The 25,117-nt window shown below is 69.7% G+C and carries 24 protein-coding genes; 13 read left to right on the top strand and 11 right to left on the bottom strand.

Going from position 1 to position 25,117, the window contains the following annotated elements; translation table 11 throughout:
• On the bottom strand, positions 1–275 hold a 275-nt coding region (locus BLR21_RS38250; protein ID WP_143028064.1), incomplete at its 3' end, for a helix-turn-helix domain-containing protein.
• 237 nt (positions 276–512) lie between these two features.
• Positions 513–1,688 carry an SGNH/GDSL hydrolase family protein gene (locus BLR21_RS38240; protein ID WP_090014603.1) on the bottom strand — a complete coding sequence of 392 codons (1,176 nt, stop codon included), beginning with the start codon at positions 1,686–1,688 and terminating at the stop codon, positions 513–515.
• 66 nt (positions 1,689–1,754) lie between these two features.
• Here BLR21_RS38240 and BLR21_RS38235 point away from each other — a divergent pair, with 66 nt between their 5' ends.
• Positions 1,755–2,294, top strand: a complete 540-nt coding sequence (locus tag BLR21_RS38235) for a class I SAM-dependent methyltransferase (RefSeq protein WP_256335204.1) — start codon at positions 1,755–1,757, stop codon at positions 2,292–2,294.
• Here BLR21_RS38235 and BLR21_RS38230 read toward each other — a convergent pair.
• Complete coding sequence (locus tag BLR21_RS38230) at positions 2,258–3,112, bottom strand: LysR family transcriptional regulator (protein WP_090014598.1); 855 nt, start codon at positions 3,110–3,112, stop codon at positions 2,258–2,260. The genes BLR21_RS38235 and BLR21_RS38230 overlap by 37 nt on opposite strands.
• A gap of 82 nt (positions 3,113–3,194) precedes the next feature.
• Between BLR21_RS38230 and BLR21_RS38225 the strand changes: the two genes are divergently transcribed.
• Positions 3,195–4,061 (top strand): MBL fold metallo-hydrolase, encoded by an 867-nt coding sequence (locus BLR21_RS38225; RefSeq protein WP_090014596.1) that lies wholly within the window; start codon positions 3,195–3,197, stop codon positions 4,059–4,061.
• Positions 4,062–4,082: 21 nt separating this feature from the next.
• Here BLR21_RS38225 and BLR21_RS38220 read toward each other — a convergent pair whose 3' ends face one another.
• Entirely contained in the window at positions 4,083–4,433 is a 351-nt protein-coding gene (locus BLR21_RS38220; RefSeq protein WP_090014594.1) for an MmcQ/YjbR family DNA-binding protein, read from the bottom strand.
• A gap of 299 nt (positions 4,434–4,732) precedes the next feature.
• Here BLR21_RS38220 and BLR21_RS38215 point away from each other — a divergent pair, with 299 nt between their 5' ends.
• From BLR21_RS38215 to BLR21_RS38205, 3 genes are all read left to right on the top strand, one after another.
• A complete protein-coding gene (locus BLR21_RS38215) occupies positions 4,733–5,467 on the top strand; it encodes a carbonic anhydrase family protein (protein ID WP_090014591.1) in 735 nt (244 codons plus the stop codon).
• 141 nt (positions 5,468–5,608) lie between these two features.
• A complete protein-coding gene (locus tag BLR21_RS38210; RefSeq protein WP_090014590.1) occupies positions 5,609–6,820 on the top strand; it encodes an MFS transporter in 1,212 nt (403 codons plus the stop codon).
• A gap of 48 nt (positions 6,821–6,868) precedes the next feature.
• The gene (locus BLR21_RS38205) at positions 6,869–8,077 is read left to right on the top strand and encodes an MFS transporter (protein ID WP_090014588.1); all 1,209 of its coding nucleotides are present in this window, start codon (positions 6,869–6,871) and stop codon (positions 8,075–8,077) included.
• Here BLR21_RS38205 and BLR21_RS38200 read toward each other — a convergent pair.
• Positions 7,984–8,577, bottom strand: coding sequence for a DedA family protein (locus tag BLR21_RS38200; protein ID WP_256335203.1), 594 nt, complete (start codon positions 8,575–8,577; stop codon positions 7,984–7,986). The two genes, BLR21_RS38205 and BLR21_RS38200, sit on opposite strands and share 94 nt — an antisense overlap.
• 116 nt (positions 8,578–8,693) lie before the next feature.
• On the opposite strand from BLR21_RS38200, the gene BLR21_RS38195 reads away from it, so the two are divergent.
• Positions 8,694–10,046 carry a gamma-glutamyltransferase gene (locus BLR21_RS38195; RefSeq protein ID WP_218131090.1) on the top strand — a complete coding sequence of 451 codons (1,353 nt, stop codon included), beginning with the start codon at positions 8,694–8,696 and terminating at the stop codon, positions 10,044–10,046.
• Positions 10,047–10,146: 100 nt separating this feature from the next.
• A complete protein-coding gene (locus BLR21_RS38190) occupies positions 10,147–11,310 on the top strand; it encodes a sugar efflux transporter (protein ID WP_256335202.1) in 1,164 nt (387 codons plus the stop codon).
• Here the strand turns inward: BLR21_RS38190 and BLR21_RS38185 are convergent.
• Positions 11,263–12,372, bottom strand: a complete 1,110-nt coding sequence (locus tag BLR21_RS38185; RefSeq protein WP_090014619.1) for a hypothetical protein — start codon at positions 12,370–12,372, stop codon at positions 11,263–11,265. The two genes, BLR21_RS38190 and BLR21_RS38185, sit on opposite strands and share 48 nt — an antisense overlap.
• A 375-nt stretch (positions 12,373–12,747) precedes the next feature.
• Here BLR21_RS38185 and BLR21_RS38180 point away from each other — a divergent pair, with 375 nt between their 5' ends.
• Positions 12,748–13,662 (top strand): hypothetical protein, encoded by a 915-nt coding sequence (locus BLR21_RS38180; RefSeq protein ID WP_090014583.1) that lies wholly within the window; start codon positions 12,748–12,750, stop codon positions 13,660–13,662.
• A complete protein-coding gene (locus tag BLR21_RS38175) occupies positions 13,659–14,204 on the top strand; it encodes a histidine phosphatase family protein (protein WP_218131089.1) in 546 nt (181 codons plus the stop codon). The genes BLR21_RS38180 and BLR21_RS38175 overlap by 4 nt, the downstream gene beginning before the upstream one ends.
• Here the strand turns inward: BLR21_RS38175 and BLR21_RS38170 are convergent.
• Entirely contained in the window at positions 14,191–15,345 is a 1,155-nt protein-coding gene (locus BLR21_RS38170; RefSeq protein WP_090014581.1) for a metallophosphoesterase, read from the bottom strand. The genes BLR21_RS38175 and BLR21_RS38170 overlap by 14 nt on opposite strands.
• A 188-nt stretch (positions 15,346–15,533) precedes the next feature.
• On the opposite strand from BLR21_RS38170, the gene BLR21_RS38165 reads away from it, so the two are divergent.
• Positions 15,534–15,923 carry a hypothetical protein gene (locus BLR21_RS38165; protein WP_090014577.1) on the top strand — a complete coding sequence of 130 codons (390 nt, stop codon included), beginning with the start codon at positions 15,534–15,536 and terminating at the stop codon, positions 15,921–15,923.
• A 179-nt stretch (positions 15,924–16,102) separates the two neighbouring features.
• Positions 16,103–19,108 carry an amidohydrolase family protein gene (locus BLR21_RS38160; protein ID WP_090014573.1) on the top strand — a complete coding sequence of 1,002 codons (3,006 nt, stop codon included), beginning with the start codon at positions 16,103–16,105 and terminating at the stop codon, positions 19,106–19,108.
• Here BLR21_RS38160 and BLR21_RS38155 read toward each other — a convergent pair.
• The gene (locus BLR21_RS38155) at positions 19,102–20,049 is read right to left on the bottom strand and encodes a ketopantoate reductase family protein (RefSeq protein WP_090014568.1); all 948 of its coding nucleotides are present in this window, start codon (positions 20,047–20,049) and stop codon (positions 19,102–19,104) included. The genes BLR21_RS38160 and BLR21_RS38155 overlap by 7 nt on opposite strands.
• 70 nt (positions 20,050–20,119) lie before the next feature.
• Here BLR21_RS38155 and BLR21_RS38150 point away from each other — a divergent pair, with 70 nt between their 5' ends.
• Positions 20,120–20,731 carry a TetR/AcrR family transcriptional regulator gene (locus BLR21_RS38150; protein ID WP_090014565.1) on the top strand — a complete coding sequence of 204 codons (612 nt, stop codon included), beginning with the start codon at positions 20,120–20,122 and terminating at the stop codon, positions 20,729–20,731.
• On the opposite strand, the gene BLR21_RS38145 is transcribed toward BLR21_RS38150, so the two are convergent.
• Positions 20,686–21,126 carry an NUDIX hydrolase gene (locus BLR21_RS38145; protein ID WP_090014562.1) on the bottom strand — a complete coding sequence of 147 codons (441 nt, stop codon included), beginning with the start codon at positions 21,124–21,126 and terminating at the stop codon, positions 20,686–20,688. The two genes, BLR21_RS38150 and BLR21_RS38145, sit on opposite strands and share 46 nt — an antisense overlap.
• Positions 21,127–21,180: 54 nt before the next feature.
• On the opposite strand from BLR21_RS38145, the gene BLR21_RS38140 reads away from it, so the two are divergent.
• On the top strand, positions 21,181–22,116 hold the full coding sequence (locus BLR21_RS38140; protein ID WP_090014558.1) for a phosphotransferase: 936 nt from the start codon (positions 21,181–21,183) through the stop codon (positions 22,114–22,116).
• On the opposite strand, the gene BLR21_RS38135 is transcribed toward BLR21_RS38140, so the two are convergent.
• Positions 22,107–24,029: a putative bifunctional diguanylate cyclase/phosphodiesterase gene (locus BLR21_RS38135; RefSeq protein ID WP_143028063.1), complete on the bottom strand. Its 1,923-nt coding sequence runs from the start codon at positions 24,027–24,029 to the stop codon at positions 22,107–22,109. The two genes, BLR21_RS38140 and BLR21_RS38135, sit on opposite strands and share 10 nt — an antisense overlap.
• Entirely contained in the window at positions 24,026–25,060 is a 1,035-nt protein-coding gene (locus BLR21_RS38130) for a sugar ABC transporter substrate-binding protein (RefSeq protein WP_090014552.1), read from the bottom strand. The genes BLR21_RS38135 and BLR21_RS38130 overlap by 4 nt, the downstream gene beginning before the upstream one ends.
• Between the last annotated feature and the right edge of the window lie 57 nt (positions 25,061–25,117).

Raw genomic sequence — 25,117 nt, 5'->3', positions numbered from 1 at the left:
GTGATCGACGGCGGCCGGCCCGGCCGTTGTTCATCGACCAGGCCGTCCAGCCGATCCCGCAGAAACCGCCTGCGCCACTTCGTCACCGTCGTCGGATGCACCCGCAGATCCTCGGCGATCCGCGTGCCCGGCACACCATCCGCACACGCCAGCACGATCCTGCACCGCTGCGCCAGCACCTGCGAGGACTTCGCGCGCCGCGCCCACCGCTGCAACGTTTCCCGCTCCTGCTCGGTCAACGTCACCTCAGCAGGAGGACGTCCAATCCGCGCCATCACCCCACCATAGACTTACCCAGCGGATTTCAGGCGCAGGACACTAGTGGCGCGACCCGGAACGTCGGCGAGGTAATCCGCGCCCAGCAGGGCGCCTCCCGCCCCCACGCCCCCGTACATCCAGTACGAGGACGTGGGGGCGACACCACGATGCACCCGTCTGACCGCGAATTCCCCCGGCAACCTTCCGGGCCACGCCACTAGCAGGACGCCCTGGGCGGCCGGCTGCATCGGGTGTCAGAGGGTGGCGATCCGCACCGCCTTCGCCATCGCCTCGAAGCCCTTGTCACCAGGGTGCAGGTGGTCGCCCTCGTCGAAGTCGGGCCTGATCCGCTGCGGGTCGGCCGGGTCGCGGATCACCCGGTCGAAGTCGACGACGGCGTCGAAGTCGGGGCTCGTCCGGATGTACGCGTTCACGGCCTGGCGCACCGACTCGAGCTCCTCGGTGTAGCTGCGCCAGCCCTTGAACGGCGTGATCGTCGCGCCGATCACCCGCAGGCCGCGGTCGTGTGACCGGGACGCGATCTGCTGCAGCGCGGCGATGATCTTGGCCGGATCGGTCTGGTGCGGGGTCTGCTGGATGTCGTTGATGCCCTCGAACACGATCACCGAGCGGACGCCCGACTGGGTGAGCACGTCGCGGTTCAGCCGCGCGAGCGCGTTGGGACCGGCCCCGCCGCCGTCGAGCAGCAGGCGGTTGCCGCTGATGCCCGCGTTCAGCACACCCAGGCGGGTGTTCACGCGGTCGGCGAGCTGGTCGGGCCAGCGCAGGTTCGCGCCCCACGTCGAGTTCGCGCCGTCGGTGATCGAGTCACCGAGTGCCACGACGCTGCCGCGCAGGCTGGACGACCTGACGTCCACGCCCGAGACGTAGTGCCAGTTCGTGGTGCGTTCGCGGTAGGCGGCGGCGGACTCGTCGGCCGTGTGGTTGCCGTCGCGGGTGAAGTACGAGTTCTGCATCGTGAGCTGGTGGCGCGTGACGGGGCCGCCCGGCTCCGGCGTGTAGACGCTCACCAGCAGGTCGGAGTCGGCGGGGACATTCAGCGCCACGCCGTCGCTGACCACGTCGGCACCGGGCGGGGCGGTGATCGACCGGGCGCCGCCGAACGTCAGCGTGCGCATCGTGCCGGGCAACGCCAGGGGTGTGTCCGGACCGGCCGCGCGGGCGACCGTGACCTGGCCGAACAGGATCGGCGTGCGGCCGTAGGCGTTGGAGAGCCGGACGCGGATCTCCTTGCCCCCGGCGCTGACGTGCACGATGTTGCGCATCGAGAAGTTCGGATAACCGTTGTCGGTACCGGAGACCGCCGAGGACGGCGCGGTCGCCCACGTGCCCACCCATCGCGGCGGTGCGGCCTGTGCGGGTGAGGCCGCGGCCACGAGCAACGCCACTGCCAGCAGAAAGCGCGTCATGCTTTGACCTTGGCAGCGCTCCCACTCGTCCGCTAGCCGCCGATCTTCGGATCTATGATGCGAATCATGTGGAACGGGGCGGAGTACCAGCGCAGGTTCGACTCGCTCGCCGAGTCGGGGATGGACGTGCACGGAGAAGCGACCTTCGTGCGTGCGTTCGAGCCGGCCTCCGTCCTGGACGCCGGCTGCGGCACCGGACGGGTCGCGATCGAGCTGGCCAGGCACGGCATCGAGGTGGTCGGAGCGGACGTCGACGCCTCGATGCTCGCCTACGCGCGCGAGCAGGCGCCGGACATCACGTGGGTGCGGTCCGACCTGGCCGAACTCGACCTGGGCCGGACGTTCGACGTGGTCGTCATGGCGGGCAACGTGCCGCTGTTCACCCCGCCCGGCACGCAGGGCGCGCTCGTCGCGGGCGTGGCCAGGCACGTCGGGAACGTGCTGGTCGCCGGGTTCAGCCTGGACCGCGGCTACACCGCCGAGGACTACGACGAGCACTGCGCCCAAGCCGGGCTCACGCTGGTCGAACGGTTCGCGACGTGGGACCGGAAGCCCTTCGAGGGCGGCGACTACGCGGTGACCGTGAGCCGTCTCGACAGGCCCTGAGCAGCTCTGTACGCCTGGGCCGCTGCCTCGACGAAGTCCAGGGTCAGCGGGTCGTCGGAGATCCACGCGATCACGACGGGACTGGGTGACATGTCGGCCAGCGGCACCACGACGAGCTCGCCCAGGTCGTGGCCGAGCGGCGCCAGGCCCACGGAACCGTTCCACAGCACGGACTGCACGCACTCCTGGACCGCGCGGACGGTCGGGCCGCTGCGCGGTCTGCCGCCGTTCCAGTAGTTCCGCCAGATCTCGTCGGTCCCGTCCGGGAACTGGAACCAGTCGCGACCGGCGAGGTCGTCGGTGGTGATCCGCTCCCGGGCCGCGAGCGGATCGTCACGCCGCAGCACCGCGCCGACCGGGTTCTCTTGCAGCACAAGGGTTTTCAAGCCGCTCTCGTCGAACGGCCCGCGCGTCAGGGCGACGTCGACGTGGCCGGCGCGCAGGCCGCAGGTCGGATCGGTCAGGTCGGTCTCGCGGACGCGGATCTCGACATGCGGGTGCCTGCGCCGGAACGCCTCGGCCACGCGGGCCCCGTGGTCACCGAGCATGCCGACGGTGATCGTCGTCCTGGCGAGCTTGGCGCGGATGCGGCCGGCGTGGTCGAGCAGCGCCCTCGCCTCGGTGAGCAGGACGTGACCCGCGTCGGTCAGCGTGACGCCGGCGGGGGAGCGGTGCAGCAGTGTGGCGCCGAGGTCGGCCTCCAGGTGCTTGATCGCCCGGCTCAGCGGCGGCTGGCTCAGGTGGAGCCGGCGCGCGGCGCGCCCGAAGTGCAGTTCCTCGGCGACCGCGACGAAGTACCGCAGGGTCCGCAGCTCCATGATCAGGCACGATACTCGCACGGTATCGGGATTGCGCAGATGGTCTTGGACGCCACCCGGCCCGCGCGGGTGGAGTGGGGACATGAACCTTCCTGACCCCGCCGTCCACGTCTCGGGCGTCACCGAGGTGGCCGACGGCGTGCTGGTGATCCCCAACGAGCACGTCGGCCTCGTGCCCAACATCGGCATCGTCGGCGGCACCGAGGCGATCCTCGTGGTGGACACGGGACTCGGCCTCACGAACGCGGCACTCGTACGGGACTTCGCGGAAGAGGTGGCGCGCGGCCGGCGGATCCATCTGACGACGACGCACTTCCACCCCGAGCACGCGTTCGGCTCGTCCGTGTTCGACTCCTACCTGATCAACCGCGCGCAGGCGGATGACCTGCGCCGCAAGGGATCCGGCTACCTGCGGATGTTCCGCGGCTTCGGCGGCGCGATCGCCGAACGCCTCGCGGACGTCGAGATCCCGGTGCCGGACGAGGTGTTCGACGGCGTCCGCGCACTCGACCTCGGCGGCCGCACGGTGCTGCTGCGGCCGACCGGGCGCGGGCACACGCTGGGGGACCAGGTGGTGGAGGTGCCCGACGCGGGCGTGCTGTTCACCGGCGACCTGGCCGAGACCGGGCAGTTCGCGATCTTCCCGTGGTTCCCTCCGCACGACACCGACGTGTCCGGGCTCGCGTGGATCGGTGTGCTGGACGGGCTGATCGCCGGCGAGCCGCGCGTGGTCGTGCCTGGACACGGGTCGGTGGGCGATGTCGCGGTGCTGCAGGGGGTCCGGGACTACCTGGGGGAGTTGCGGGACGAGACCTGGCGGCGGCGCGACAGTGCGGCGGGGCTCGACGAGATCGTCGCCGAGGTGACGGCGGTGCTGGCGGAGCGGCATCCCGAGTGGGCCGGCCGGGAATGGATCGAACCCGGCGTGGGCTGTCTCTGTGCTGAGTAGCCTCGATAGCTTCAGTGTTGACTAAATGAAGTCTTCGCCGAGGCGCTCGCGGATCACCTTCTTGGGCACGCACATGGTCCAAGCCCCGATGACGAGCTCGGTCATCTCCTCGACGTCGAGCTCGGCCATCGAGGCGTGCACCCACTGGAAGCGCATGTCGGACTGGCTGGGGAACGCGAACTTGACCGGATCGCTCGCGACGAGCGCTTCGCGTTCCTCGCGCGGATAGCCGAAGCCCAGCACGGTCTCGTCGCGGGAGAGGGCCGCGTAGACGATCTGGCCCACGCGGAACTTCACGCGGTCGCGGATGAGGTGTTCGGTGGTGCGCGGCAGCGTGCGAGCCACGGCGCGGATGTCGGCGACGGTCACCATCGGTCCATCTTGTCGCATGCGCCGCGGCAGCGGAGTCACTTCAGGCAAATTCGGCAAATCAGCTTGATTCGGACAATAGTGATCGAGAACGTCGCTGTCTTCAATTCCGAACGCCGAACCTATGCCGTCTCAATTCGAATTTGCATGCTCAACGAACGGACTGCCCACGCCGTTGTTGCAACTTGGTTGCAGCGGTCTGACCTGCATGTCCTGATCGGAACGGCGGGAATATTTCCGGAGAATGAGAGCGCGACCACACTCTCTTCCCTATTTCACTCGATCGGGTGAAAAGTAGTGTCATGAACATCAAGCGATCCCTTCCGGCGCTTCTTCCACTCGTGCTCACCGCGACCTTCTTCGCGAATGGCGCGGCCGAGTCGGCGACGCCGAAGCAAAGCCCCGTGAACGTCACGCCCAACGCGATCCGGTTCGACCCGCACGCACCCAAGCTCGACGTGTCCTACGGGCACTCCGCACTGGAGTTGAAGTACGTCCGCAAGGACGCGGGCCAGGCCGACGGCTGCACGACCCGCGACCACGAGGAGACAGAGGAGGCGGAGGTCGAGCCCGGATCCGGCCACGTCACGGTGGCGGGCACCAGGTACGACCTGGTCCAGTTCCACTTCCACACGCCGTCCGAGCACAGGTTCGGCGGCCGCAACACCCCGCTCGAGATGCACCTCGTGCACCGCAGTGCCGAGGGCAAGCTGCTGGTGGTCGGCGTTCCGCTGGTCGCCGGCTCGCACTCCGTCGTGGACGACGTGCTGGCGACGCTCTCGCCCGAGTGCGGCGCGCCGGTCGACATCGAGCCCATCGATCTCAACCGGTTGCTGCCCTCAGGTCACCACACGCTGCACTACACCGGCTCGCTCACCACGGCGCCGTTCACCGAGGGCGTCGAGTGGTACCTGACCCGCGAGCAGCACGTGTCGGCCGCGACCATCGCGCGCTTCAAGGGGCTGTTCACCGCGGGCAACGCCCGTGCGACGCAGCCGCTCAACGGCCGCACGTTCGTGGACGTCCCGCGCATCTGAGGTAGCCCCGACGAGAGGCCGGTCCTGCGGGGCCGGCCTCTTGTGCGTGACGTGCTTCACCGATTCAGGAGTCGCAGACAATTACCCGCGTGTGCAACTATTGTCCACGCTGACAACCTACGACTTCAAGGACTGTGTGACATGCCTGTCGCCCTGCTCGCCCTCGCGATCAGCGCCTTCGCCATCGGCACGACCGAGTTCGTGATCATGGGGCTGCTTCCCGAGGTCGCGACCGACCTCGGCGTTTCCATTCCGGACGCGGGACTGTTGATCTCCGGCTACGCGCTGGGCGTCGTGATCGGCGCGCCGTTGCTGACCGTTCTCGGCGGCCGCCTGCCGCGCAAGAAGATGCTGCTCGGGCTGATGGTGCTGTTCATCGCGGGCAACCTGGTCTCCGCTCTCGCGGACACCTACGGCGTGCTGATGAGCGGTCGCGTGGTCGCGGCACTGGCGCACGGCGCGTTCTTCGGCATCGGCTCGGTCGTCGCCGCTGACCTCGTCGCGCCGGAACGCCGGGCGAGCGCCATCGCGTTGATGTTCACCGGTCTGACCGTGGCGAACGTTCTGGGCGTGCCGATGGGCACGGCGCTCGGTCAGGAACTCGGGTGGCGCTCGACGTTCTGGGCGGTGACCGTGCTCGGTGTGATCGGGCTGCTCGGCATCGTGTTCCTCGTGCCGCGCCAGCAGGCTCAGGGCAGTGACCTGCGCAGTGAACTCGCCGTGTTCCGCAACCCGCAGGTGTGGCTCGCACTGCTGATGACCGCGTTCGGCTTCGCGGGCGTCTTCGCGTCGTTCACCTACATCGCGCCGATGATGACCGAGGTCGCGGGCTTCTCATCGGGTGCCGTGACGTGGTTGCTGGTGCTGTTCGGCGTCGGCCTGTTCGCGGGCAACCTGCTGGGCGGCAAGGCCGCGGACCGGTCGGTGATGAAGAGCGTGATCGTCATCCTGATCTCGCTGGCCGCCGTGCTGACAGCGTTCGTGTTCACCGCGCACTCACCGGTACTGGCCGCGATCACCATCGTGTTGTTCGGCGCGGCCGGGTTCGCCACGGTGGCGCCACTGCAGATGCGGGTCATGCAGACGGCGGCGGGCGCGCCGGCACTGGCGTCGGCGGCGAACATCGCGGCGTTCAACCTGGGCAACGCCGCCGGCGCGTGGCTGGGCGGGCTCGCGATCGGGCATGGCCTCGGTTACACCGCCCCGAACTGGATCGGAGCCCTGCTCGCGGTCGGTGGCCTGACGATCGCAGTGGTGTCCGTGGTGCTCGAACGGCGTGTGAGCAGCGGCACCGTCCCAGGCTCTTCTGAAGCGCGTCAGAAAGAACCTAAAATCGTTCCAGTAGCTAACTAGTCTCTGCTGCTGACACCCATTGGGGAAGCCTTGAACACCACCCGCGCCATGACCGCTCTCGCGCTCGGCGGGTTCGGCATCGGTACGACCGAGTTCGCGACGATGGGCCTGCTGCCGCAGATCGCGGAGACGTTCGGCATCCCCGACTACGAGGCGAGCCACGCGATCAGCCTCTACGCCGCCGGTGTCGTCGTCGGCGCTCCGTTGATCGCGGTGCTCGGGGCCAAGCTCCCGCGCAAGGGCATGCTGATCGGCCTCATGCTCGCGGTCGCCCTGGGCAACGGGTTGTCGGCTGTCGCGCAGGACAAGACGTTGCTGCTCCTCGCGCGGTTCGTCGCCGGACTGCCGCACGGCGCGTTCTTCGGCATCGCGGCCGTTGTCGCCGCCACGCTCGTTGCTCCCGAACGGCGCGGCACGGCCGTTGCACGCGTGATGGTCGGCCTGACCTTGGCGAACCTCGTGGGCGTGCCACTCGCGACAGCGGCGGGGCAGCAGATCGGGTGGCGCACGGCGTACCTCGCGGTCGCGGTGATCGCGCTCCTCACGGCCGCGGCGATCGCGGCCTGGGTGCCGCTGGTGCCCAAGGTCGAGGGCGCGTCGATGAAGGGCGAGGTCCGCGCGTTCGGCCGTCCGACGGTGTGGTTCGCGATCTTCACCGGCATGATCGGCTTCGGCGGCATGTTCGCCGTCTACTCCTACGTCGCGCCGCTGACGACCGAGGTCGCCGGGCTGCCCGCCGGTGCCGTCCCGTGGATCCTCGCGGTGTTCGGGCTCGGCATGACGCTCGGCGCGACGTTCGGCGGCCGGTTCGTGGACCGCTCGCCGGCGGGCTCGGTGTTCGGTGGGCTGATCGCGGTCTGCGTGATCCTGGTGCTCTTCGGGCTCACCGCGACCATCCCGGTGTTCCTGTTGCTCCTGCTGTTCCTGCTGGGCTTCACCATCCAGATCCTCGCGGCCGCCCTGCAGATCAGGCTGATGGACGCCTCGCCGGACGCGCCGTCGCTCGCGGCCTCGTCCAACCACTCGTCGCTCAACGTCGCGAACGGCGCGGGCGCGTGGCTCGGCGGCCTGGCCATCGCGGCCGGCTGGGGCTACACCTCGACGGCGTGGGTCGGCGTGGCGTTGTCGGTGGCGGGTCTCGCGATCGCGGTGGCGTCGGTGCTCTACGAACGGCGTGCCTTGACGCGTGAGACGACGAACCAGACGATGGCGATGGCCAGCGCGGCGAGCACCACCGTCGACACCCACCCCAGGTAGCGGTCGACCAGCTCGTAGTTGTCGCCCAGCGCGTAGCCGGCGAGGATCAGCGCGGTGTTCCACACGAGGCTGCCCGCCGCCGTGTAGAGCGTGAACTTGAGGACCGGCATCCCGGACACCCCGGCCGGGATGGAGATCAGGCTCCGCACGACTGGCACCATCCGACCGAAGAACACGGCCTTGCTGCCGTGCCGGTCGAACCACGCGTCCGACTTGTCCACATCGGACACCGTGACGAACGGGATCCTGTCCGCGACCTTGCGCAGCCGTTCCAGCCCGAGCCACGCGCCCAGGCCGTACAGCACCAGGGCGCCGGCGACGGAACCCACCGTCGTCCACAGGATCGCGGCGATCAGCGAGATCTTGCCCTGGCCCGCGGTGAACCCCGCCAGTGGCAGGATCACCTCGCTCGGCACCGGGGGGAACACGTTCTCCAGCGCGACCGCGAGGCCCGCGCCGGGCGAGCCCAGCGCCTCCATCAGGCGAGTGATCCACTCCATGGTCGTCGAAATACCCGTTTTGCACCGGGTCTCAACCTTCGGGCCAGAGCGGGCCGAGTGGTCGGCGTGCCGCATCCAGGTCTACCGTTGACCGCCTTCTCTTCTGGAGGTCGACGGTGCGAGGCGCGATCGCGGCGGGCCACCCGCTCACCGCACAGGCGGGCGCGGCGATGCTGCGCGCCGGTGGGAACGCCGTGGACGCGGCGGTCGCGGCGATGCTGACGTCCTGCGTCACCGAGCCGTTGCTGACCGGGCTCGGCTCCGCCGGGTACATGATGATCGCGCCCGCCGGGGAGACCCCTGTACTGCTGGACTTCTCGGCCGTCGCGCCGGGACGCGGTACGGCGGGGGAGCGCGCGCCGCTGGACCCCATCACCGTCCACTTCGGTGACGCGGAGCAGGAATTCCACGTGGGACCGTCCTCGGTCGCCGCGTACGGAATGCCCGCCGGTGCCGCGAAAGCCGCGACTTACGGCCGTGCGCCGCTGCACGAACTGGTGGCCACGGCGGCGATGCACGCCCGTGAAGGCCATCGGATCAACAGGTACCAGGCGTACGTCACGTCGCTGCTGCTGCCGCTCGCCCACAGCGCGGGCCTCACCGCGTTCGAAGAAGGCGAACTCCTCGTGCAGCCCGCACTCGCCGAGGCCCTCGACCGGCTCGGCAGCGACGGCGCGGCGCCGTTCTACACCGGCGACATCGCGGGCGCCGTCACCGACTGGATCAGGTCGAAGGGCGGCGATCTCACTCGCCAGGACCTGGAAGCCTACGAAGCCGTGCGTCGCGAGCCGTTGCACGTGCGGCATCGCGGCCGTGACATCCACACGAACCCACCACCCGCGGCGGGCGGTGCGTTGCTCACGCAGATGCTGGAAGCGTTGCCCGACAACCCGTCGCAGCAGGACCTCGTCCGCGCGCTCGCCACCCCGAAGGCGCACCTGAACCGCCTCGGCTCCACCACGCACATCTCCGTGCTCGACGCGGACGGCACGGCGTGCAGCGTCACCACGACGAACGGCGCGGGCTCCGGGATCTCGATCGCCGGCGTGCACCTGAACAACATGATGGGGGAGGAGGACCTGTCGCCGGACGGGTTCTTCAGCCACGCGCCCGGTGACCGGCTGCCGTCGATGATGGCGCCGACCGTGGTGACGAAGGATGGCCAGGCCGGACTCGTGCTCGGCAGCGCGGGCTCCAGCCGGATCTGCGGCGCGATCCTGCAGGTGCTCGTGAACGTGCTCGACCGCGGCATGCCCGCCCAGGCCGCCGTCGACGCGCCGCGCATGCACCTGAGCGGAGACCACCTCCACGTCGAACCGGGAATTCGACCGGAAAGCGAACTCCCGGTGACGCGATTCCGCGCGCCGAGCATGTTCTTCGGCGGCTGCCAGGTGGTCGAAATGACCGAATCCGGCCTGCTCAGGGGTGGTGCAGATCACCGTCGCGACGGTGCGATCGTCGTGGTGTGAGACATTGCCCGCATCATGGGATATTTAGTTTACTGATTGACCGCTCAACGAGCACGATTACCGGGTGACGGCACTCAGCGAGAGAACATCCTCGCCGTTCTTGTCCCGTACGTTCCTCCAACTCTCCGGCATCAGCGTCGTGTCGGGCGTGTCGATGGCGTTCGCACTGCCGTTCGGCTCGCTGTTCCTCACGAGCGAAATCAAGGTCACGCCGTTCCAGCTCGGCTTCTTCCTGATCGCGAGCCCGCTCGCGTCGGTGGTCGCCAGCACGATCATGGGCAAGCTGTCCGACGGCCGGGTGCAGCGCCGGTACCTGCTCGCCGTGGGCGGTGTCGCCGGTGCGATCGGCTACGGCCTGTTCGCGGTGCTGCGCGACTACTGGTTCCTGCTCGGCACGTCCGTGGTGTTCGTCGCGATCACGTCGTCGTTGCTGCCGCAGCTCTTCGCGTACGGCCGGCAGGTCTCCCAAGGGCCGTCGATGGTCGTCAGCGTGCTGCGGACGTTGCTGTCGGTCGCCTGGGTCGCCGGGCCGCCGGTGGCGGCGCTGCTCGTCGCGCAGACCGGGTGGATGGGTCTCTTCGCGTCCACCGCCGTGCTGCAACTCGGCGTCGCGGTCCTCGCCCTCACGCTTCCGGTGCCGCCCGCGCGGCCGGAGGAGGAGAAGGCCGAGGAGGCCGCCGGCTCGACCGGCGGCACCATGGTGGTCGTCTCCGCCGCTTTCCTGTTCCTGCAGGGGGCCGTGGCCCTCGCGGTGAGCGGCCTGCCGTTGTTCATCACGACCGAACTGCACGGCACGGCCGGTGACGCCGGGCTCGCGATGGGCCTGTGCGCGGCGCTGGAGATTCCGATGATGCTGTGGTTCGGCTCGCTGGCGAACCGGATGTCGCAGCACCGGCTCGTGCTCATCGGCGCGGCGATCTCGTTGAGCTATCACGGGTTGATGGTGTTCACCGACGCCATCTGGCAGGTGATGGCCGCGCAGCTCCTGCATGCCACCGTGATCTCGTTGATCATGGGCGTCGGCATCACGTACTTCCAGAGCCTCGACCCCGGCCGCCCCGGCCACGCCACGACGATGTTCAGCAACACCCAGATCGTCGGCGGCATGGTCGCGGGCGCGTTGCTCGGTGTCTCGCAGCAGCTGGGGTTCCGCTGGGTCTACGGCTTCAGCCTGACTATGTGCGTCGCGGGCCTCGCGCTGCTGCTGGTCGCGGGCTCACTGGATCGTCGAGGCGGTGACCTTCGGCTTGCCGCCCACGCCTAGGTAGAAGATCCCCTTGACGGTCTCGAAACCCAGGCTCGGGTTGCGGCGCAACGTGGAGCCCTCGACCGACATCGAGCCCGAGTTGTCGTTGCTGACGAAGAACACCGCGCCACCACCCTCGTTGGCCTGGTTGTCCTCGATCAGGGAACCGGCGACGCGCAGCGTGAACGTGTTGCCGTCGTTGTAGATCGCGCCACCGCTGCCGCCACCCGGCGTGCCACCGCGGGCCGGGTTGGCGCCGCGGCCGACGGCCTTGTTGTTCCTCATCAGGCTGTTGAGCACGACCCAGGACGCGCCGATGCTGCTCAACGCTCCGCCGTTGGAGCACACGCCGCCCTCGAACGTGCTGCCGGTGACGTAGACGGGCACCTTCTCCGCCCAGTCGGTCACGCGGATCGCGGCACCGCCGAGGTCGGGACCGTTGGCGTCGCACCTGTTGTTCGCGAAGCGGGAGTTCACGACCTTGAGCTGGCCGCCGCGCACCATGATCGCGCCGCCGCCTCCGCCGTCGGCCGTGTCGCCGGTCGAGTTGCCGTCGGCGAGGGTGATGTTCTGGACCACGAGCCTCGGCGCGTTGTGGTCGAGCACCCGGCGCTGTCCCTGGCCGCTCAACGTGATGCGGCCACCGCCGTCGAGAACGGTCCTCGCGCGGACCTTCGCGGTCGTGGCCATCGGGATGGTGAGCGGCTGCGGGCCGCAGTCGAAGGTGACGATCCCGCCGGCCGCGACCGCGTCGACCACGGCCTGCGACGTGCAACTCGCGGGCGCGCCGGTGCCGATCACGCGGGTGGGCTTCGAGGTGTCCTCGGCGGCGGCGGCCGGTGGCACGGCGGCGGTGCCGTTCGGGTTGCCGAACTTCGCGACGGGGGCAGGCGGGGGCGGAGGAGCAGGCGTGGGGACGGCGCTGCTGCTCGGCGGTGGCGTCGTCACGACGGTGACGGTCTGGGACGCCGAGGTCTGAGGTGACTGCTGCGGTCCGGCGACGGGGGTACCGGGGATCGCCGTGCCGCAACCCGCCACGAGGGCGGCAAGCAGCACGACGGCCTGTCTACCTGAGGGCATGGCGCGCACCCTAGGCGCGCCCGAAGAGCTTGGCTACCGCCGTTCTCGCGGGAAGATCGAGACGCTGAACCGGTTCTGTTGCCCCCGAAACGCAGCGAGATCAAGGCGTTCTGCAGGCGTTTTCGTTCTGTGACACGGCAACCGGAACAAGATCCGGTTTTTCGGGTCCGGTGCGGCAGGTGTGCGCAGGTGCGACCCGGTGCTTAGCCTGACTCACGAGTCAGTAATGAAGGTCTGCTCCGCCGGTCGTCGTGACGGTACGTAGCCGAAACGGCCTAGCCGCCTGCACAGCGTGCGGTCCATTGGACTCAAACAACCCGTTCGTGAAACAACCACACGTTCGGGTGGCCCTGTGTCCCTGGCACACTGCGCTCCGTGCCCACCCAGTTCCCCGACGAACCGACCGAGCGCCATCTGGCGCCCGACCAGGCGCTGATGGAGGCCGCCCGCGCCAGGGGTGCCGCCCGCTGGGCCGCGGCCGGTGACCTTCCGGAGCAGCAGGAGAAGCCGCCGGCCGGTCCGTTCAAGCCCCGCACCGCCGCGATCGTCGCCATCGTCGCGCTCCTCGTTCTCGGCGGGATCGCCATCGCCACGTTCGACGGTGGTTCCGGCAGCGGCGGCACGGACGTCGCGAACCCCTCGCACAGCTACATCCCCGGCCTGATCACCCCGCCGGAGGAGTTGCCGGCGGAGTCGACGTCGGCGAACAGCCTGGACCCGTCACTCGCCTCGTCCGCCCTGGGGCTGATGCCCACGCCGACGCAGAACGCCGTTCCGCCGCCCGCCCGTGACACCGCCAAGCCTCCCGCCGGTGCCAAGTCGTTCACGACGGGCCCCGGCTGCGGCGGCTACACCAGCGTCGGCTCGTACCGCGACGGCCGCAGGGGCTGGGTCGACCACGGCGACGGCAAGTGCGGCTCGACGTTCGTGTCGATCCCGATGTCCGGCGACGCCCGCCGCGACGACACCTCGGCCTACGCCCTGTGGACGTTCGCGGCGACCGGCACGTGTGACGTCTCCGTGCACATCCCGAATGGTGGCCTGCAGGAGGTCGGGGGTAACCCGACCGTGTACTACGTCTTCGACCGCAACGGTGTCGGCGGCACCCCGATGGCGTCGTTCGCGATCAAGCAGGTCGACAAGCGCGGGCAGTGGGTCGCCGCCGGGAGGTTCAAGGCCAGCGGAAACCTGACCGTGCAGCTCGTCACGCGAGGTCAGGACTGGAACAACTCCGGACCGACCTACGCCCATCACGCCGCGAGTGCCCTCAAGGCAGACTGCACGGCGTGACAAGAGATCTGCATCTGGTCCGGCACGGTGAGGCGACGAAGGACGAGTCCCGGCTGACGGCGCGTGGCCGCAAGCAGGCCGAGGCCCTGGCGGAACGGTTGCGGGGCACGGGTTTCGCGGCCGTGCACCACGGCCCCCTGCCTCGTGCCACCGAGACCGCGTCGATCCTCGCCGACGTGCTGCGCGTGCCCTGCCGCGCCGAGGCGGCGGCGGACGACTACGTGCCGCACTTCGTCCCTGACCACGACGAGTTCTTCGAGCGGTTCCCGGAGTCGGAACGCACTCGCGGCCCCGCGCTGGCCCACGAGGCCGAGACGCGGTTCGCCCGGCCCGGCGACGGCCCGGTGCTGGTCGTGACGCACTCGTTCCTGATCGGCTGGCTGGTGCGGGACGCGCTGGACGCCCCGCCCGAGCGGTGGCTGACGCTGAACCACGACCACGCGGCGCTCACGGTCATCCGCTACACGACCGGCGAGTCACCTCGTTTGATCAGGTTCAACGACAGTGGCCATCTTTCCGGGGAGCACCTCAGCTCGCTTTGAGCGTCAGCAGCGTGATCTCGCTGGGCGCGAAGACGCGCATCGGCGGGCCCCAGAAGCCGGCGCCGCGGCTGGTGTAGAGCTGGGTGCGGTCGCTGTGCCTGCTCAGGCCGGCGACCACCGGCTGCTGCAGCCGCACCAGGTAGTGGAACGGCCAGATCTGCCCGCCGTGCGTGTGCCCGGACAGCTGCAGGTCCACCCCGGCGCCGACGGCCTTCTTGATCTCGGACGGCTGGTGCGCGAGCAGCACGACCGGCGCGGTGGAGTCGGCGCCGCGCAACGCGAGCGCGAGGTCGGCGGCGTGGCCGGGCTCGCCGGAATGACTGGCCGTGATGTCGTCGATGCCCGCGAACACCAGCTTGGCGCCGCCGCGCTCAAGGGCCACGTGCTCGTTGCGCAACGCCTTCCAGCCCAGCCGGGTCATCAGGTCGATCCAGCCCTGCGCGTTCGAGTAGTACTCGTGGTTGCCGGTGATGTAGAAGCGGTGCTCGGTGTTCACGTCGCCGAGCGGGGTGGCCTGCTCCAGGCGCTGCTCGGCGGTGCCGTCCGCGATGTCACCGACGTGCACGGCGACGTCGGCGCCGAGTGCGTTGACCGCGTCGACCATGCCCCTCGACCACTTCGCGCGGTTGATGGCGCCGTAGTGCGTGTCGGTGATGACCGCGACGGTCAGGCCGTCGAACGCGGGGTCGAGCCGGGGAATCGTCACGTCCTGCCGCTTGATCCGCGGCACGCGCATCGCCTCGTACACCCCGTAGACCGTCACGGTGACGATGAGGACCGCGAGCAGCACGGCGATGAAACGGGAGCGGAACGGGTTCTCGACGCCGCCCAGCGCGAGCCCGAGCCGCACGACGTCGGTGATCAGCGTCCACACGAACGCGATCCACACGAAGCCCAGCAGGAACTGCGAGACCCGCGCGGCGCGGTCGCTGCCGCGCTGGGTGAACAGCACGATCATCGTGATGGCACCCGCGACGAACACGCCGGCGGCGATCGGCCGGACCGGGTCGGGCCACTCCGCACTGGCCGCGAACAGCCCCTCGAACGGCACCCAGAACAGCAACGTCGTCACGCTGAAGAGGACGAGCGTGAACACCACCCGCCGAACCGTGATGCGGGGCCGGGTAGCGGTGGTCGTCATGCGTGCATCCTCCTGGCTGGACGGTCTCAACCCATCTCAACGCGCAGACCGGTCAGTTTGTTCGCTTCGTCCGCGATAGACGTCCGTCACAGGCGTTTTCGCAGCTGAGAAGCAACCGCGAGAGAGCTGGAGAGTCCTCTAATCAACGCCAGAACAACCGCCTGACCCGACGACATAGAGTGGGCCACATGATCTTCTACACCGACGAGGAGAGCCGCACGCTGCGCACCGCCGTGTACGGCGCCATGCTGCTGGTTTCCCACGCCGACCCCGGCCCCGTGCTGGAGGAACGCTTCGCCGGCCTGCGCGCTCTCGCGAACCTGTCACCCGACCTGCGCGTCGTCCTGGGCAGCGCCCGCCCGTCCGTGCCCGCCGGCACCGACGAGGAGATCGAGCCCGTCATCCTGGAAGCCCTGCGCTCCTCGATGAAGACCCTCACGGCCAAGTCGCCGGAGGACGCCAGGGACTTCCCGCGCGCCGTGCTGGCGATCTGCCGCGAGGTGGCCGAGGCCGACGGTGTCATCGTCGAGGCCGAGGACGCGATGGTGGCCCGGATCGAGGGCGCACTCGTCCTTTAGGCCCTTGGCCAGAAGCGGCGGGATGCCCTCGTGTTGGGTGTCTGGCCAGGTCCTTGGTCCGTTGGCTGGAACCAGCGTCCCGAGCGGTGGGCGCTGGTCCGAACGGCCGATGGCGCACGGCTCTGGCAGTGCCAGGGTGGGGTTCCTAGGGGAACACCATTCGGGGGAGTGCTGCCGATATGGAACTGTCGCGCCGTGAACTGCTGACCCGCTCCGGCCAAGCCGCCGCTGTCGCCACTGCCGCGTCCACGCTCACGATCGGCGCCGCCCAGGCCGAGCCCGGCGAGCGGGTGAGGCTGACGCAGGGCACCAACATCTCGGTCTCGCGGTCGCGGGACGGCAGGTGGCTCGCCATCGACCTCGTCACGGCCATCTGGGTGCTGCCTGCCACCGGCGGGGAAGCGCGCAAGCTCACCGACGAGTTGCAGGACGCCTCGTTGCCGTCGTTCGGGCCGGGCGGGCAGATCGCGTTCCAGTCCTATCGGGACGGCAACTACCACCTCTGCGTCATCGGGCTGGACGGCAAGGGGCTCAGGCAACTCACGCGGGGGAGGTACGACCACCGGGAGCCCGCGTTCTCGCCGGACGGCAGTCACCTCGCGTTCGTCAGCGACCGGGCCGGCAGCTACGGCGTGCACCTGCTCGAACTCGCGACCGGCACGATCACGCAGCTGACCGGGGTGCCGGACGAGGCCGCGGCGCCGCAGTGGTCGGGTGACGGCACGCGGATCATCTTCACCGTCGGCAACGCGGCGGTCGACACGGTGACGCTGGGCGGCGTACGGGAGCGGCTCGTCACGGCTCCGGCGGGCACGCAGCTGTTCGGGGCGGCGTTCGGGCCTGGTGGTCGGCCCAGCTACACGCGGATGCGGCCCGGTCAGGCCGAGCTGGTGCTCGGGACGACCGCCGTGGTCACGGGCCAGGACGTCTTCGGGTTCGCGCCGGCCTGGGACGGCGACAGCGTGCTCTACACCGCGGACGGCCGAATTCGCAGGCGTGCCAACGGGTCCACTGAGGACATACCGTTCGAGGCCACGGTTCCGGTGTGCACGAACCGCAGGCCGCACCGCACCAGGAACCTTACCGGCGGCGCGGTCAAAGGCATCGCCGGTCCGGTGGTGTCCAGTGACGGGAAGATCGCCTTCCGGGCGTTGAACGCGCTGTACGTGCTGAGCGACGGCAAGGCCACGAAGCTCACGGACGGCAGGTACTTCGACTCGGACCCGGACTTCTCGCCCGACGGCAGGAAGATCGTCTACGCGAGCGATCGCACCGGCGTCGCGCAGCTGTGGGTTCGCGACCTGGACACCGGCAAGGACGAGCTGTACGCGCCGGCGCCGCACGCGCAGATCACGCCCCGGTTCTCGCCGGACGGCACCAAGGTGGCCTACCTGGACCAGGACGGCCAGGTGTGGATCACCGACCGGCAGGCGCGCAGGCAGGTCACGCCGACGCTGTTCCAGCCGGGCCGCCCGACCTGGTCGAAGGACGGCGGCACGGTCGCACTCGCCGCGGTGAAGCCGTTCTCCCGCCGGTTCCGCGAAGGCACCAGCCAGATCCTGAGCATCGACCTCGTGAGCGGTGAGCTGAAGTACACCGAGCCGATGCCGTTCCGCTCGATCGCCACCCGCGGCGACGACGGCCCGGTGTGGTCGCCGGACGGCAGGCACCTCGCGTTCGTCGTCGAGAGCGTCGCGTGGGTCGTCCCGGTCGACGGCAAGGGCACCTTCCAGGGTGAGCCGCGCCAGATCACCCGCGAGGTCACGGACTCGTTGGCTTGGCACGGCAACGAAGCGTTGGTGTACCTGAACAACGGCCGGATCCGGAAGTCCACTCTGGACGGGAAGGTCACGACCATCCGGCACGGCCTGACCTGGCGCAAGCCGAAGGCGCCGGAACGCAAGGTGATCCACGTCGGCGCCTACTGGGACGGCGAGGCGCACGAGCTCAAGCACGACGTCGACATCGTCGTAGAGAACGGCAAGGTCGAGCAGATCCGCCCACACCGCGGCAAGGCAGACGTCGACGCGTCCGGCCTCACCGCCATCCCGGGCCTGATCGACGCCCACAACCACTGGCACCTGCGCGGCCGCCAGTGGGGCGCGCGGCAGGGCAACGTCTGGCTCGCGTACGGCGTCACGACCGTCCGCTCACCGGGCGACCCGGTCTACCAGATGATCGAGACCAGGGAGGCGCTGGCGGCGGGAACCCTGACGGGGCCGCGTTTCTACGCCACCGGCGAGGCCGTCGACGGCTCGCGCGTCTACTACAACTTCATGCGCCCGACGCTCAGCAGGGCCCAGCTCGACCTCGAACTGCGCCGCGCCCACGAGCTCGGCTACGACATGATCAAGACCTACGTCCGACTGCCCGTCGAACTGCAACGCGCCGCCGTGCAACGGTCGCGGCTGCCGCTGTCGTCCCACTACCTGTACCCGGCCGCCAACATCGGCATGGACGGCATGGAACACGTCGGCGCCACCAACCGGCTCGGCTACTCCCACACCATCACCAGGCAGGGCAAGGCTTATCAGGACGTGGTGGCGCTGTTCACCAGGTCCGGCATGTCGATGACGCCCACACTGTTCCACTCACGCGCCCTGTACGACAACGACAAGTCGCTGGCCACCGACGAACGCACCCGCGTGCTCTACCCGCCGTGGGAGTACGAGCGGAACCTGGCCGACGCCACCAAGCAGGGCACCCCGGCGGCCACGGCCTCGCGGGTGATCCTGAAGGGCTGGGTCGAGTTCGCGCTGAACGTCCACCGGGGCGGCGGGTTCGTCATCACCGGCACCGACGCGCCGCTCGACAGCCCCGCCACCGCCACGCACCAGAACCTGCGCGCACTGGTCGAATACGGCTTCACACCAAGGGAAGCGCTCATCACCGCGACCCGCAACCCGGCGAAGTGGCTGGGCCTGCCGCTCGGCGCGATCAAGCCCGGTGCGCCCGCGGACATCGCGTTCGTGCGGGGCAACCCGCTGGCCGACATCAAGGCGGCGGCGAACGTCGAGCAGGTCATGGTCGGCGGAGTGCTCCACCGGGTTCCTGACCTGCTCGCGCCCTACCAGCAGTCGCAGGCGCTCACGATGTCAGCCGCGCTGGGCCCCTTGCCGTCCGCGGAGAAGAGGCATTGGTGGCACGAGCCGGAGTGGGCCGAGCGCGTCTGCTGCGATCACTGAACGGGTGCCGCCGCGAAGCTCGGTTCCGCCGCCGCCAGCCGCGGTGCGGGAACGCCCAGCCGGCGTGCCTCCGCCAGCGTGTCCCGGCAGATCACCCGCGGCTCCTCGGCCTCGGGGTCGGAGTGCGTCGCGAAGTTGTCGCGCACCGGCCCGAAATGAGCGGTCAGCCAGGCGAACAGGGGAGCCGTCAGCCAGGTCGGCGCGCGGAACAGCAGTGCACGGCGTCCGACTACGACACCTCGTGCCTCGACCAGCGGCAGCAGTTCGCGCCCGGCCAGCAACGCCTCGCGCAGGTCGCGCCTGCGTCCCGCGAGATCGGCCAGCGCGCCCAGCCTCAGCCCCTGCGAGAACAGCCCGGCGTCCGACACGAAGTGGATCAGCAGCCAGCCGCGGAAGTCCGGTTCCTCCCTGATCCGGAACCCCGCCTCGCGGAACACCCGCCGCACGACCCGCCCACGTTCCGTCTGCGGGCCGACGGTTCCGAAGAGGACGGACGGCAGGATGGCGCCACGCAGCACGCCGTTCTCGTCGAAACCGCCGCCCGCCTGGGGAAAGCCCCACGCGACCTGCTCGGCGGGAAGTGCGCCGATCGCGTCCAGCGGCTCGGCCCAGATGTTGCCGAACACGAGCACCGTGGCCTTGCCGACGCGGGGTGCCAGGAAGTCCGCCGCCTCGGTCAGCCGGTGGTGCCCCACGCTCAGCACGATCAGGTCGAAGTCGTGGTCCGGCTCCAGTTCCTCGCGGAAGCGCACCGGCCACTCCTGCTCGACACGCTGCCCCCACACGCGCCGCCGCGTGTCGCGCAGGTCCAGGCTCGTCGTGTCCCCGTACTGCGCCGCGCGACCGGGCCGGACGTAGAACTCGACGTCGTGCCCGGCCTGTTCCAGCGCCCAGCCGTACACGGTGGCGATCACGCCGCGGCCGAACATCAGGATCTTCACGGTCCACCTCGTGGGTTAGAATGAAAGTGGAGACAATCTCCACTTCCGAAAATATGGAGGCAGGTTCCGTTTGTCAACGCGAGGGAGCGCCAAGCCGCTGCGTGCGGACGCCCAGCGCAACCGCCAGGCGCTGCTGGCCAAGGCCAGGGAGATCTTCGACGCGGGCGAGTTCTTCGACCTGCGCTTCGACGACTTCGCCCGGCTGGCCGGCGTCGGCACGGGCACGCTGTACCGCCACTTCCCGACCAGGGAAGCGCTGGCCGAAGCGGTCTACCGCGAGGAGGTCGTCGCGCTGTGCGACCGGGCTCGCCGGCTGCAGGCCACGTCACCCCCGCTGGAGGCTTTGGCGACCTTCCTTCGCGACTTCGTCGACTATCTGCACGAACACCACGGCCTGGCCCGCACGCTGGCCACGCTCATGACCACCGGCTCGGAGGCGCTCGCCGACGGCAGCAGGGCCTTGGAGGAGGCCGTCACCGACCTGGTGGCCGCCGCCGTCGAGGAGGGCACCGTCCGGGGCGACGTGGGCGCCGGCGCCGTCATGATGGCGCTGCACGGCATTGGTGCGGCCCACGACCGCCCGGGGTGGCGGGCGGAGGCCGACGGCGTCATCACCCTGGTCCTGGACGGGCTCGTTCAGGGCGCCCAGCCGAGCAGCCCGAACGACTCCCCGGCCAGGTAGCCGGTGATCCCGGCGGCGGGGTAGGAGAGGGTGTCCTCGGGCAGCGCGTCCAGCCCGAACCACCGCAGCTCCGAACACTTCTCCGGCTCCCGGTTGACCGGCTCCCCGCTCCACCGCCGGACCTCGAAGAACAGCCCGAGCCGCGGTTCCACGCCAGATCCGTTGGCGTGGAAGGTGTGCACGTGCCGCAGGTCGCCACGCTCGATCACCACCCCGACCTCTTCCGCGGCCTCGCGCACGGCGCCGCCGAGCACGGACTCGCCCGCGTCGAGCTTGCCCGAGGGCAGGTGCCAGAGGCCGTCGAACCGCGGGTCGGCGTCGCGGCGCCGGGAGAGGAGCACCTCGCCGTCGCGCACGAGCAGCACGTGGACGTCGATCAGGTGACGGTCGGCCATGCGCCCACCGTAAATGATCTGCGTCGAGCCACGGGGTCGTGACACGATCGTGCCATGACAGCCTTCGCGACCCCCGAGAACATCGCCGCCCGCACCAACGCCGCACGAGACGCCGCGGTGGCGGCAGGTCGCGAACTCGGGCTGGAGATCACCGAGGGCAAGGTGCTCTACGAACTGTTCTCCGTCGTCGTGCACCTCGCACCGTCGCCCGTCGTGGCCCGCATCCCGACCGTCCTGCCGCACACCACCACCCTCGAGTCACTGGCCAGGCGCCAGCAGCAGGAACTCGACGTCGCGCAGTGGCTGCACGACCAGGGCACCCCGGTCATCCCGCCGAGCCCGCTGGTACCGCGCGAACCCGTGCAGCGCGACGGTTTCTCCATCACCTTCTGGCCGTTCACCGACGAGGACAAGTCCGCGGAACCGGACTACGTCAGGAACTCCGAACTCTCCGCCGACCTGCACAAGGCGCTGCAGGACTACCCCGGCGAGCTCGAGTTCCTGTCGTCGGCGGAGCCGCGGTTCGTCCGGGAAGGCCTGCGGAAACTTCACGGCCTCGACATCGTGACCGAGGAGGATCTCCAGCGGGCGCAGGCGGAATGGGAGGTCCTGGAGCCGCTCGTCAGCTCCCAGGCCGCGTTCGAGGCGAAGTTCCCGGGCATCGGACTGCAGCCCATCCACGGCGACTCACCGCCCGCGAACATCTTCGCCGGCACGGACGGCCCGCTGTTCTCCGACTTCGAGCTGATCACCTACGGCCCGGTCGAATGGGACCTGGCCGGCCTCGGCCTGGAGTACGAAGCCGCCTACAACCGGGGTGCGCGCAAGAACGGCCTGCGCGAGCTCGACCAAGAGGTGCTCCGGTTCGTCAACGCGGTCGGCGCGATCCGGGTGATCGCCTACCTGTCGTGCGCGGACCAGCTGCCCGCCATGGTCGACTTCATGCAGCCGTTCATCAACCAGTGGCGGGACACCGAAGGTTACGCGTGAGCCGCGGCTCGATCCCCAAGCCACGCAACGATTTCCTCAGCGGGCAACGGCTCGCTGAGGAAGTACCCCTGCACCACGTCACACCCGGCCTTGGCCAGAGCCGTCCACGTGTCCTGGTCCTCCACGCCCTCCGCGACGGCCTGCAGCCCGAAGTTCCGGGCCAGCGCCACCAGGGCGTGCACGATCGCGCTGTCGCCGGCATCCGTGCACATGTGCGTCACGAACGAGCGGTCGAGCTTCATCTCGTGCACGCGCATGCTGCGCAGGTACGAGATCGACGAGTAGCCGGTGCCGAAGTCGTCGATGGACAGCCGCACGCCCAGTTCGGTCAGGCCGCGCAACACCTCCACCGCGCGGTCCGGGTCCGAGATGATCGCGGACTCGGTGATCTCCAGCGTCAGCAACCGGGCGGGCAGCCCGTGCCGCTTGATCAGGTCGGCCACGTCGCCGGGGAACTCGGTGTGGTGCAGGCAGGCCGCGCCGACGTTCACCGAGACCGGCACCTCCCAGCCCGCGTCCGACCACGAACGGCACTGGCGCAGGGCCGCGTCGATCACGTACCGGGTCAGCGGCTCGATGAGCCCGTTCTCCTCGGCGATCGGGATGAACTCGTCCGGGCGCACCAGGCCGCGCGTCGGGTGCTGCCAGCGGGCCAGGGCCTCGACCCCGCACACCGCACCCGTGTCGGCCAGCGCCTTGGGCTGGTAGTGCAGGAACAGCTCGCCGCGGTCGATCGCGTGCCGGAGCTCCGTCACGGCCGTCAGGTGCGCGGCGCCGCGTTCGTGCAGGCGGGCGTCGTAGACGGCGACACCGGACTTCTCGCGCTTCGCCGCGTACATCGCGATGTCGGCGTGCCGCAGCAGTTCGTGGCCGTCGCCGGAGTCCGCCGGGCACAGGGCCACGCCGACGCTGCCCGCTATCTCCAGCTCCAGGCCCTCCAGCGTCACTGGCATGGCCAGTGCCTGCAGGATCTTCTCGGCGACCATGCTCGCGTTCTCCGCCGAGCCGACGCCGGGCAGCAGCACGGCGAACTCGTCGCCGCCCAGCCGTGCCACCAGGTCCGTGTCGCGCACCGCCCACGAGAGGCGGTTCGCCACCTGGCGCAGCAGCAGGTCGCCGGTGTGGTGCCCGAGCGAGTCGTTGACCTCCTTGAACCTGTCGAGGTCCACGATCAGCAACGCGAGCGGCTCGTCCTTCCTGCGCGCCTTGTCGACGGCCTGTTCCATCCGCCGCGCGAGCAGCGTCCGGTTCGCGAGGCCGGTCAGGGCGTCGTGGTGGGCCTCGTGCTCGTTCTTCGCGGCCTGGCGCAGGATCATGCGGCGCTGTCCGAGCAGCACCATGCCGAACAACGCGACCAGGGCCGCGTCCAGCACGAACACCACGATCTGCGCGATCCGCAGCTGCGCGTTCTTCTCGTCGGCCGAACGCAGGTACTCGGTGGTGTCGAGGCGCTTGACCCCGATCGTCGAGGAGATCTGGCGCCGCAACGACGAGTGCGCGAGCCCAGCCTGGTCCGCCTGCAACGGGTCGGCGCCGGCGACGACCGCGCGCAGCATGTCCGTGCTCTGGTCGTACAGCGCCAGCAGCTTGCCGGCCTCCGCCGCGTCGGACGGCAGGCCGTTGGCGCGCAGCCACTCCAGCTCGGCGCGTGCGGAACCGACGGAGTTCTCCAGCGGCTCGACGGTCTGCTCGGTCCGCGCGACCTGCAGGTCACGCAGTGCGTTGTCGGCGACGTTGATGTGCTCCAGCACGCGGGCCCACCGCTCGCTGGTCTCGTTGAGCTCCCGCACGTGCGCGGTCGTGGCCTGCGCGCTGATGCTGCTCCACAGCGCCAGTCCCGCCAGGACCAGCAGTCCGAACGTCAGCCCGACCGTCGCCACCCTTGCGGTGGCGCGGCCCTCCCAAAAGCTCACCGTGCCTGCTCCAACGGTCGCACCCAGCTCGCCGGATCCTCGACGAAGCTGTCGATCTGAGGCTGGAAGAACTCCCTGCGCGCCTTCTCGGACTCCTGCCGGTGCAGGACCTGGTCCAGGTTCGTCGTGGTCACCGTCAGTCCCGGCGTCTCGATCCAGCCCTCTGGCAGCGCCGCGCCGCCCTTGGCGTGCCGCGCGAGAAGCCAGCCTGCCACAGCGCCCTTGAGGTAGTGCTCGGGAGAGATCGACGCCACCATCGCGCCGTCCCGCACCGCCTGCAACGTTCTCGGGTCGACCCCGAACCCGCCCACCAGCCACCTCGCCGACTTCTCGGTCTTCAACGCGGCGAGGTTGACGCCGTCGCAGTCGCCCGTACCAACGAACGCGAGGGCGTTCGGGTTCGCCGCCACGAGACGTTTCCACGCGTCGCGATTCGCGGAGTCGTCACGTTGCGTGTCGAACGGGCCCAGCACCACTACCCCCGGTAGCTTTTCGGCGAATCGCTCCCGGATTCCTTCTGCCCGGTCGTCGAACCCGGCGAGTCCCGGAGCGGTGTTTCCCAGCACCACCGTCCCGGTCGCGTCCGAGGGCATTCGGCGCATCAACTCGTCAGCCAGCTTTTCGCCGAGTTCGTAGTTGTCGTTACTGACGTGAAGTTTCACCCCTGCGCTCTTGGTGAGCCGCATGTCCACGCCGACCACCGCGACGTGCTGCGCCAATGCCTCACCGATGGACGGCGCCATCAGTGACGGCTCCGACGTCGCCACGGCGATTCCGCCCTTCGCGGCCATCGTCAAATCGCGGAACAACTCGACTTCCTTGTGCCCGTCCTGTCCGGGAGGCCCCGTCACCGTCGCGCTGACCCCGCCGATGCGGCTGACGCCCTCGTGAAAGCCACTGGTCATCTCCTGTGCGAAGGAACCACCGGTGCGCTTCACCACGAAACCCACGTGCGGCAACGCCTGGGACTCCGCGGCGGCACCGCAGCCCGCTGACAGCACCAGAACCAGCACCAGCGCCGCAGCTCGCATGGATGACCTCGGGCTCGCTCGACCTAGTGGCGCGACCCGGAACGTCGGCGAGGTAAT

This window comes from Lentzea albidocapillata subsp. violacea, assembly GCF_900100275.1.
GTDB classification, from domain to species: Bacteria; Actinomycetota; Actinomycetes; order Mycobacteriales; family Pseudonocardiaceae; genus Lentzea; species Lentzea violacea.
Note: the sequence above shows the minus strand (reverse complement) of the source record. Positions and strands in the feature narration are given on the sequence as shown.

Coding starts and splice junctions, on each gene's coding strand:
- BLR21_RS38240 (WP_090014603.1), bottom strand. CDS start 1,688: ATGACGCGCTTTCTGCTGGCAGTGGCGTTGCTCGTGGCCGCGGCCTCA.
- BLR21_RS38235 (WP_256335204.1), top strand. CDS start 1,755: ATGTGGAACGGGGCGGAGTACCAGCGCAGGTTCGACTCGCTCGCCGAG.
- BLR21_RS38230 (WP_090014598.1), bottom strand. CDS start 3,112: ATGGAGCTGCGGACCCTGCGGTACTTCGTCGCGGTCGCCGAGGAACTG.
- BLR21_RS38225 (WP_090014596.1), top strand. CDS start 3,195: ATGAACCTTCCTGACCCCGCCGTCCACGTCTCGGGCGTCACCGAGGTG.
- BLR21_RS38220 (WP_090014594.1), bottom strand. CDS start 4,433: ATGGTGACCGTCGCCGACATCCGCGCCGTGGCTCGCACGCTGCCGCGC.
- BLR21_RS38215 (WP_090014591.1), top strand. CDS start 4,733: ATGAACATCAAGCGATCCCTTCCGGCGCTTCTTCCACTCGTGCTCACC.
- BLR21_RS38210 (WP_090014590.1), top strand. CDS start 5,609: ATGCCTGTCGCCCTGCTCGCCCTCGCGATCAGCGCCTTCGCCATCGGC.
- BLR21_RS38205 (WP_090014588.1), top strand. CDS start 6,869: ATGACCGCTCTCGCGCTCGGCGGGTTCGGCATCGGTACGACCGAGTTC.
- BLR21_RS38200 (WP_256335203.1), bottom strand. CDS start 8,577: ATGGAGTGGATCACTCGCCTGATGGAGGCGCTGGGCTCGCCCGGCGCG.
- BLR21_RS38185 (WP_090014619.1), bottom strand. CDS start 12,372: ATGCCCTCAGGTAGACAGGCCGTCGTGCTGCTTGCCGCCCTCGTGGCG.
- BLR21_RS38170 (WP_090014581.1), bottom strand. CDS start 15,345: ATGACGACCACCGCTACCCGGCCCCGCATCACGGTTCGGCGGGTGGTG.
- BLR21_RS38165 (WP_090014577.1), top strand. CDS start 15,534: ATGATCTTCTACACCGACGAGGAGAGCCGCACGCTGCGCACCGCCGTG.
- BLR21_RS38160 (WP_090014573.1), top strand. CDS start 16,103: ATGGAACTGTCGCGCCGTGAACTGCTGACCCGCTCCGGCCAAGCCGCC.
- BLR21_RS38145 (WP_090014562.1), bottom strand. CDS start 21,126: ATGGCCGACCGTCACCTGATCGACGTCCACGTGCTGCTCGTGCGCGAC.
- BLR21_RS38140 (WP_090014558.1), top strand. CDS start 21,181: ATGACAGCCTTCGCGACCCCCGAGAACATCGCCGCCCGCACCAACGCC.
- BLR21_RS38130 (WP_090014552.1), bottom strand. CDS start 25,060: ATGCGAGCTGCGGCGCTGGTGCTGGTTCTGGTGCTGTCAGCGGGCTGC.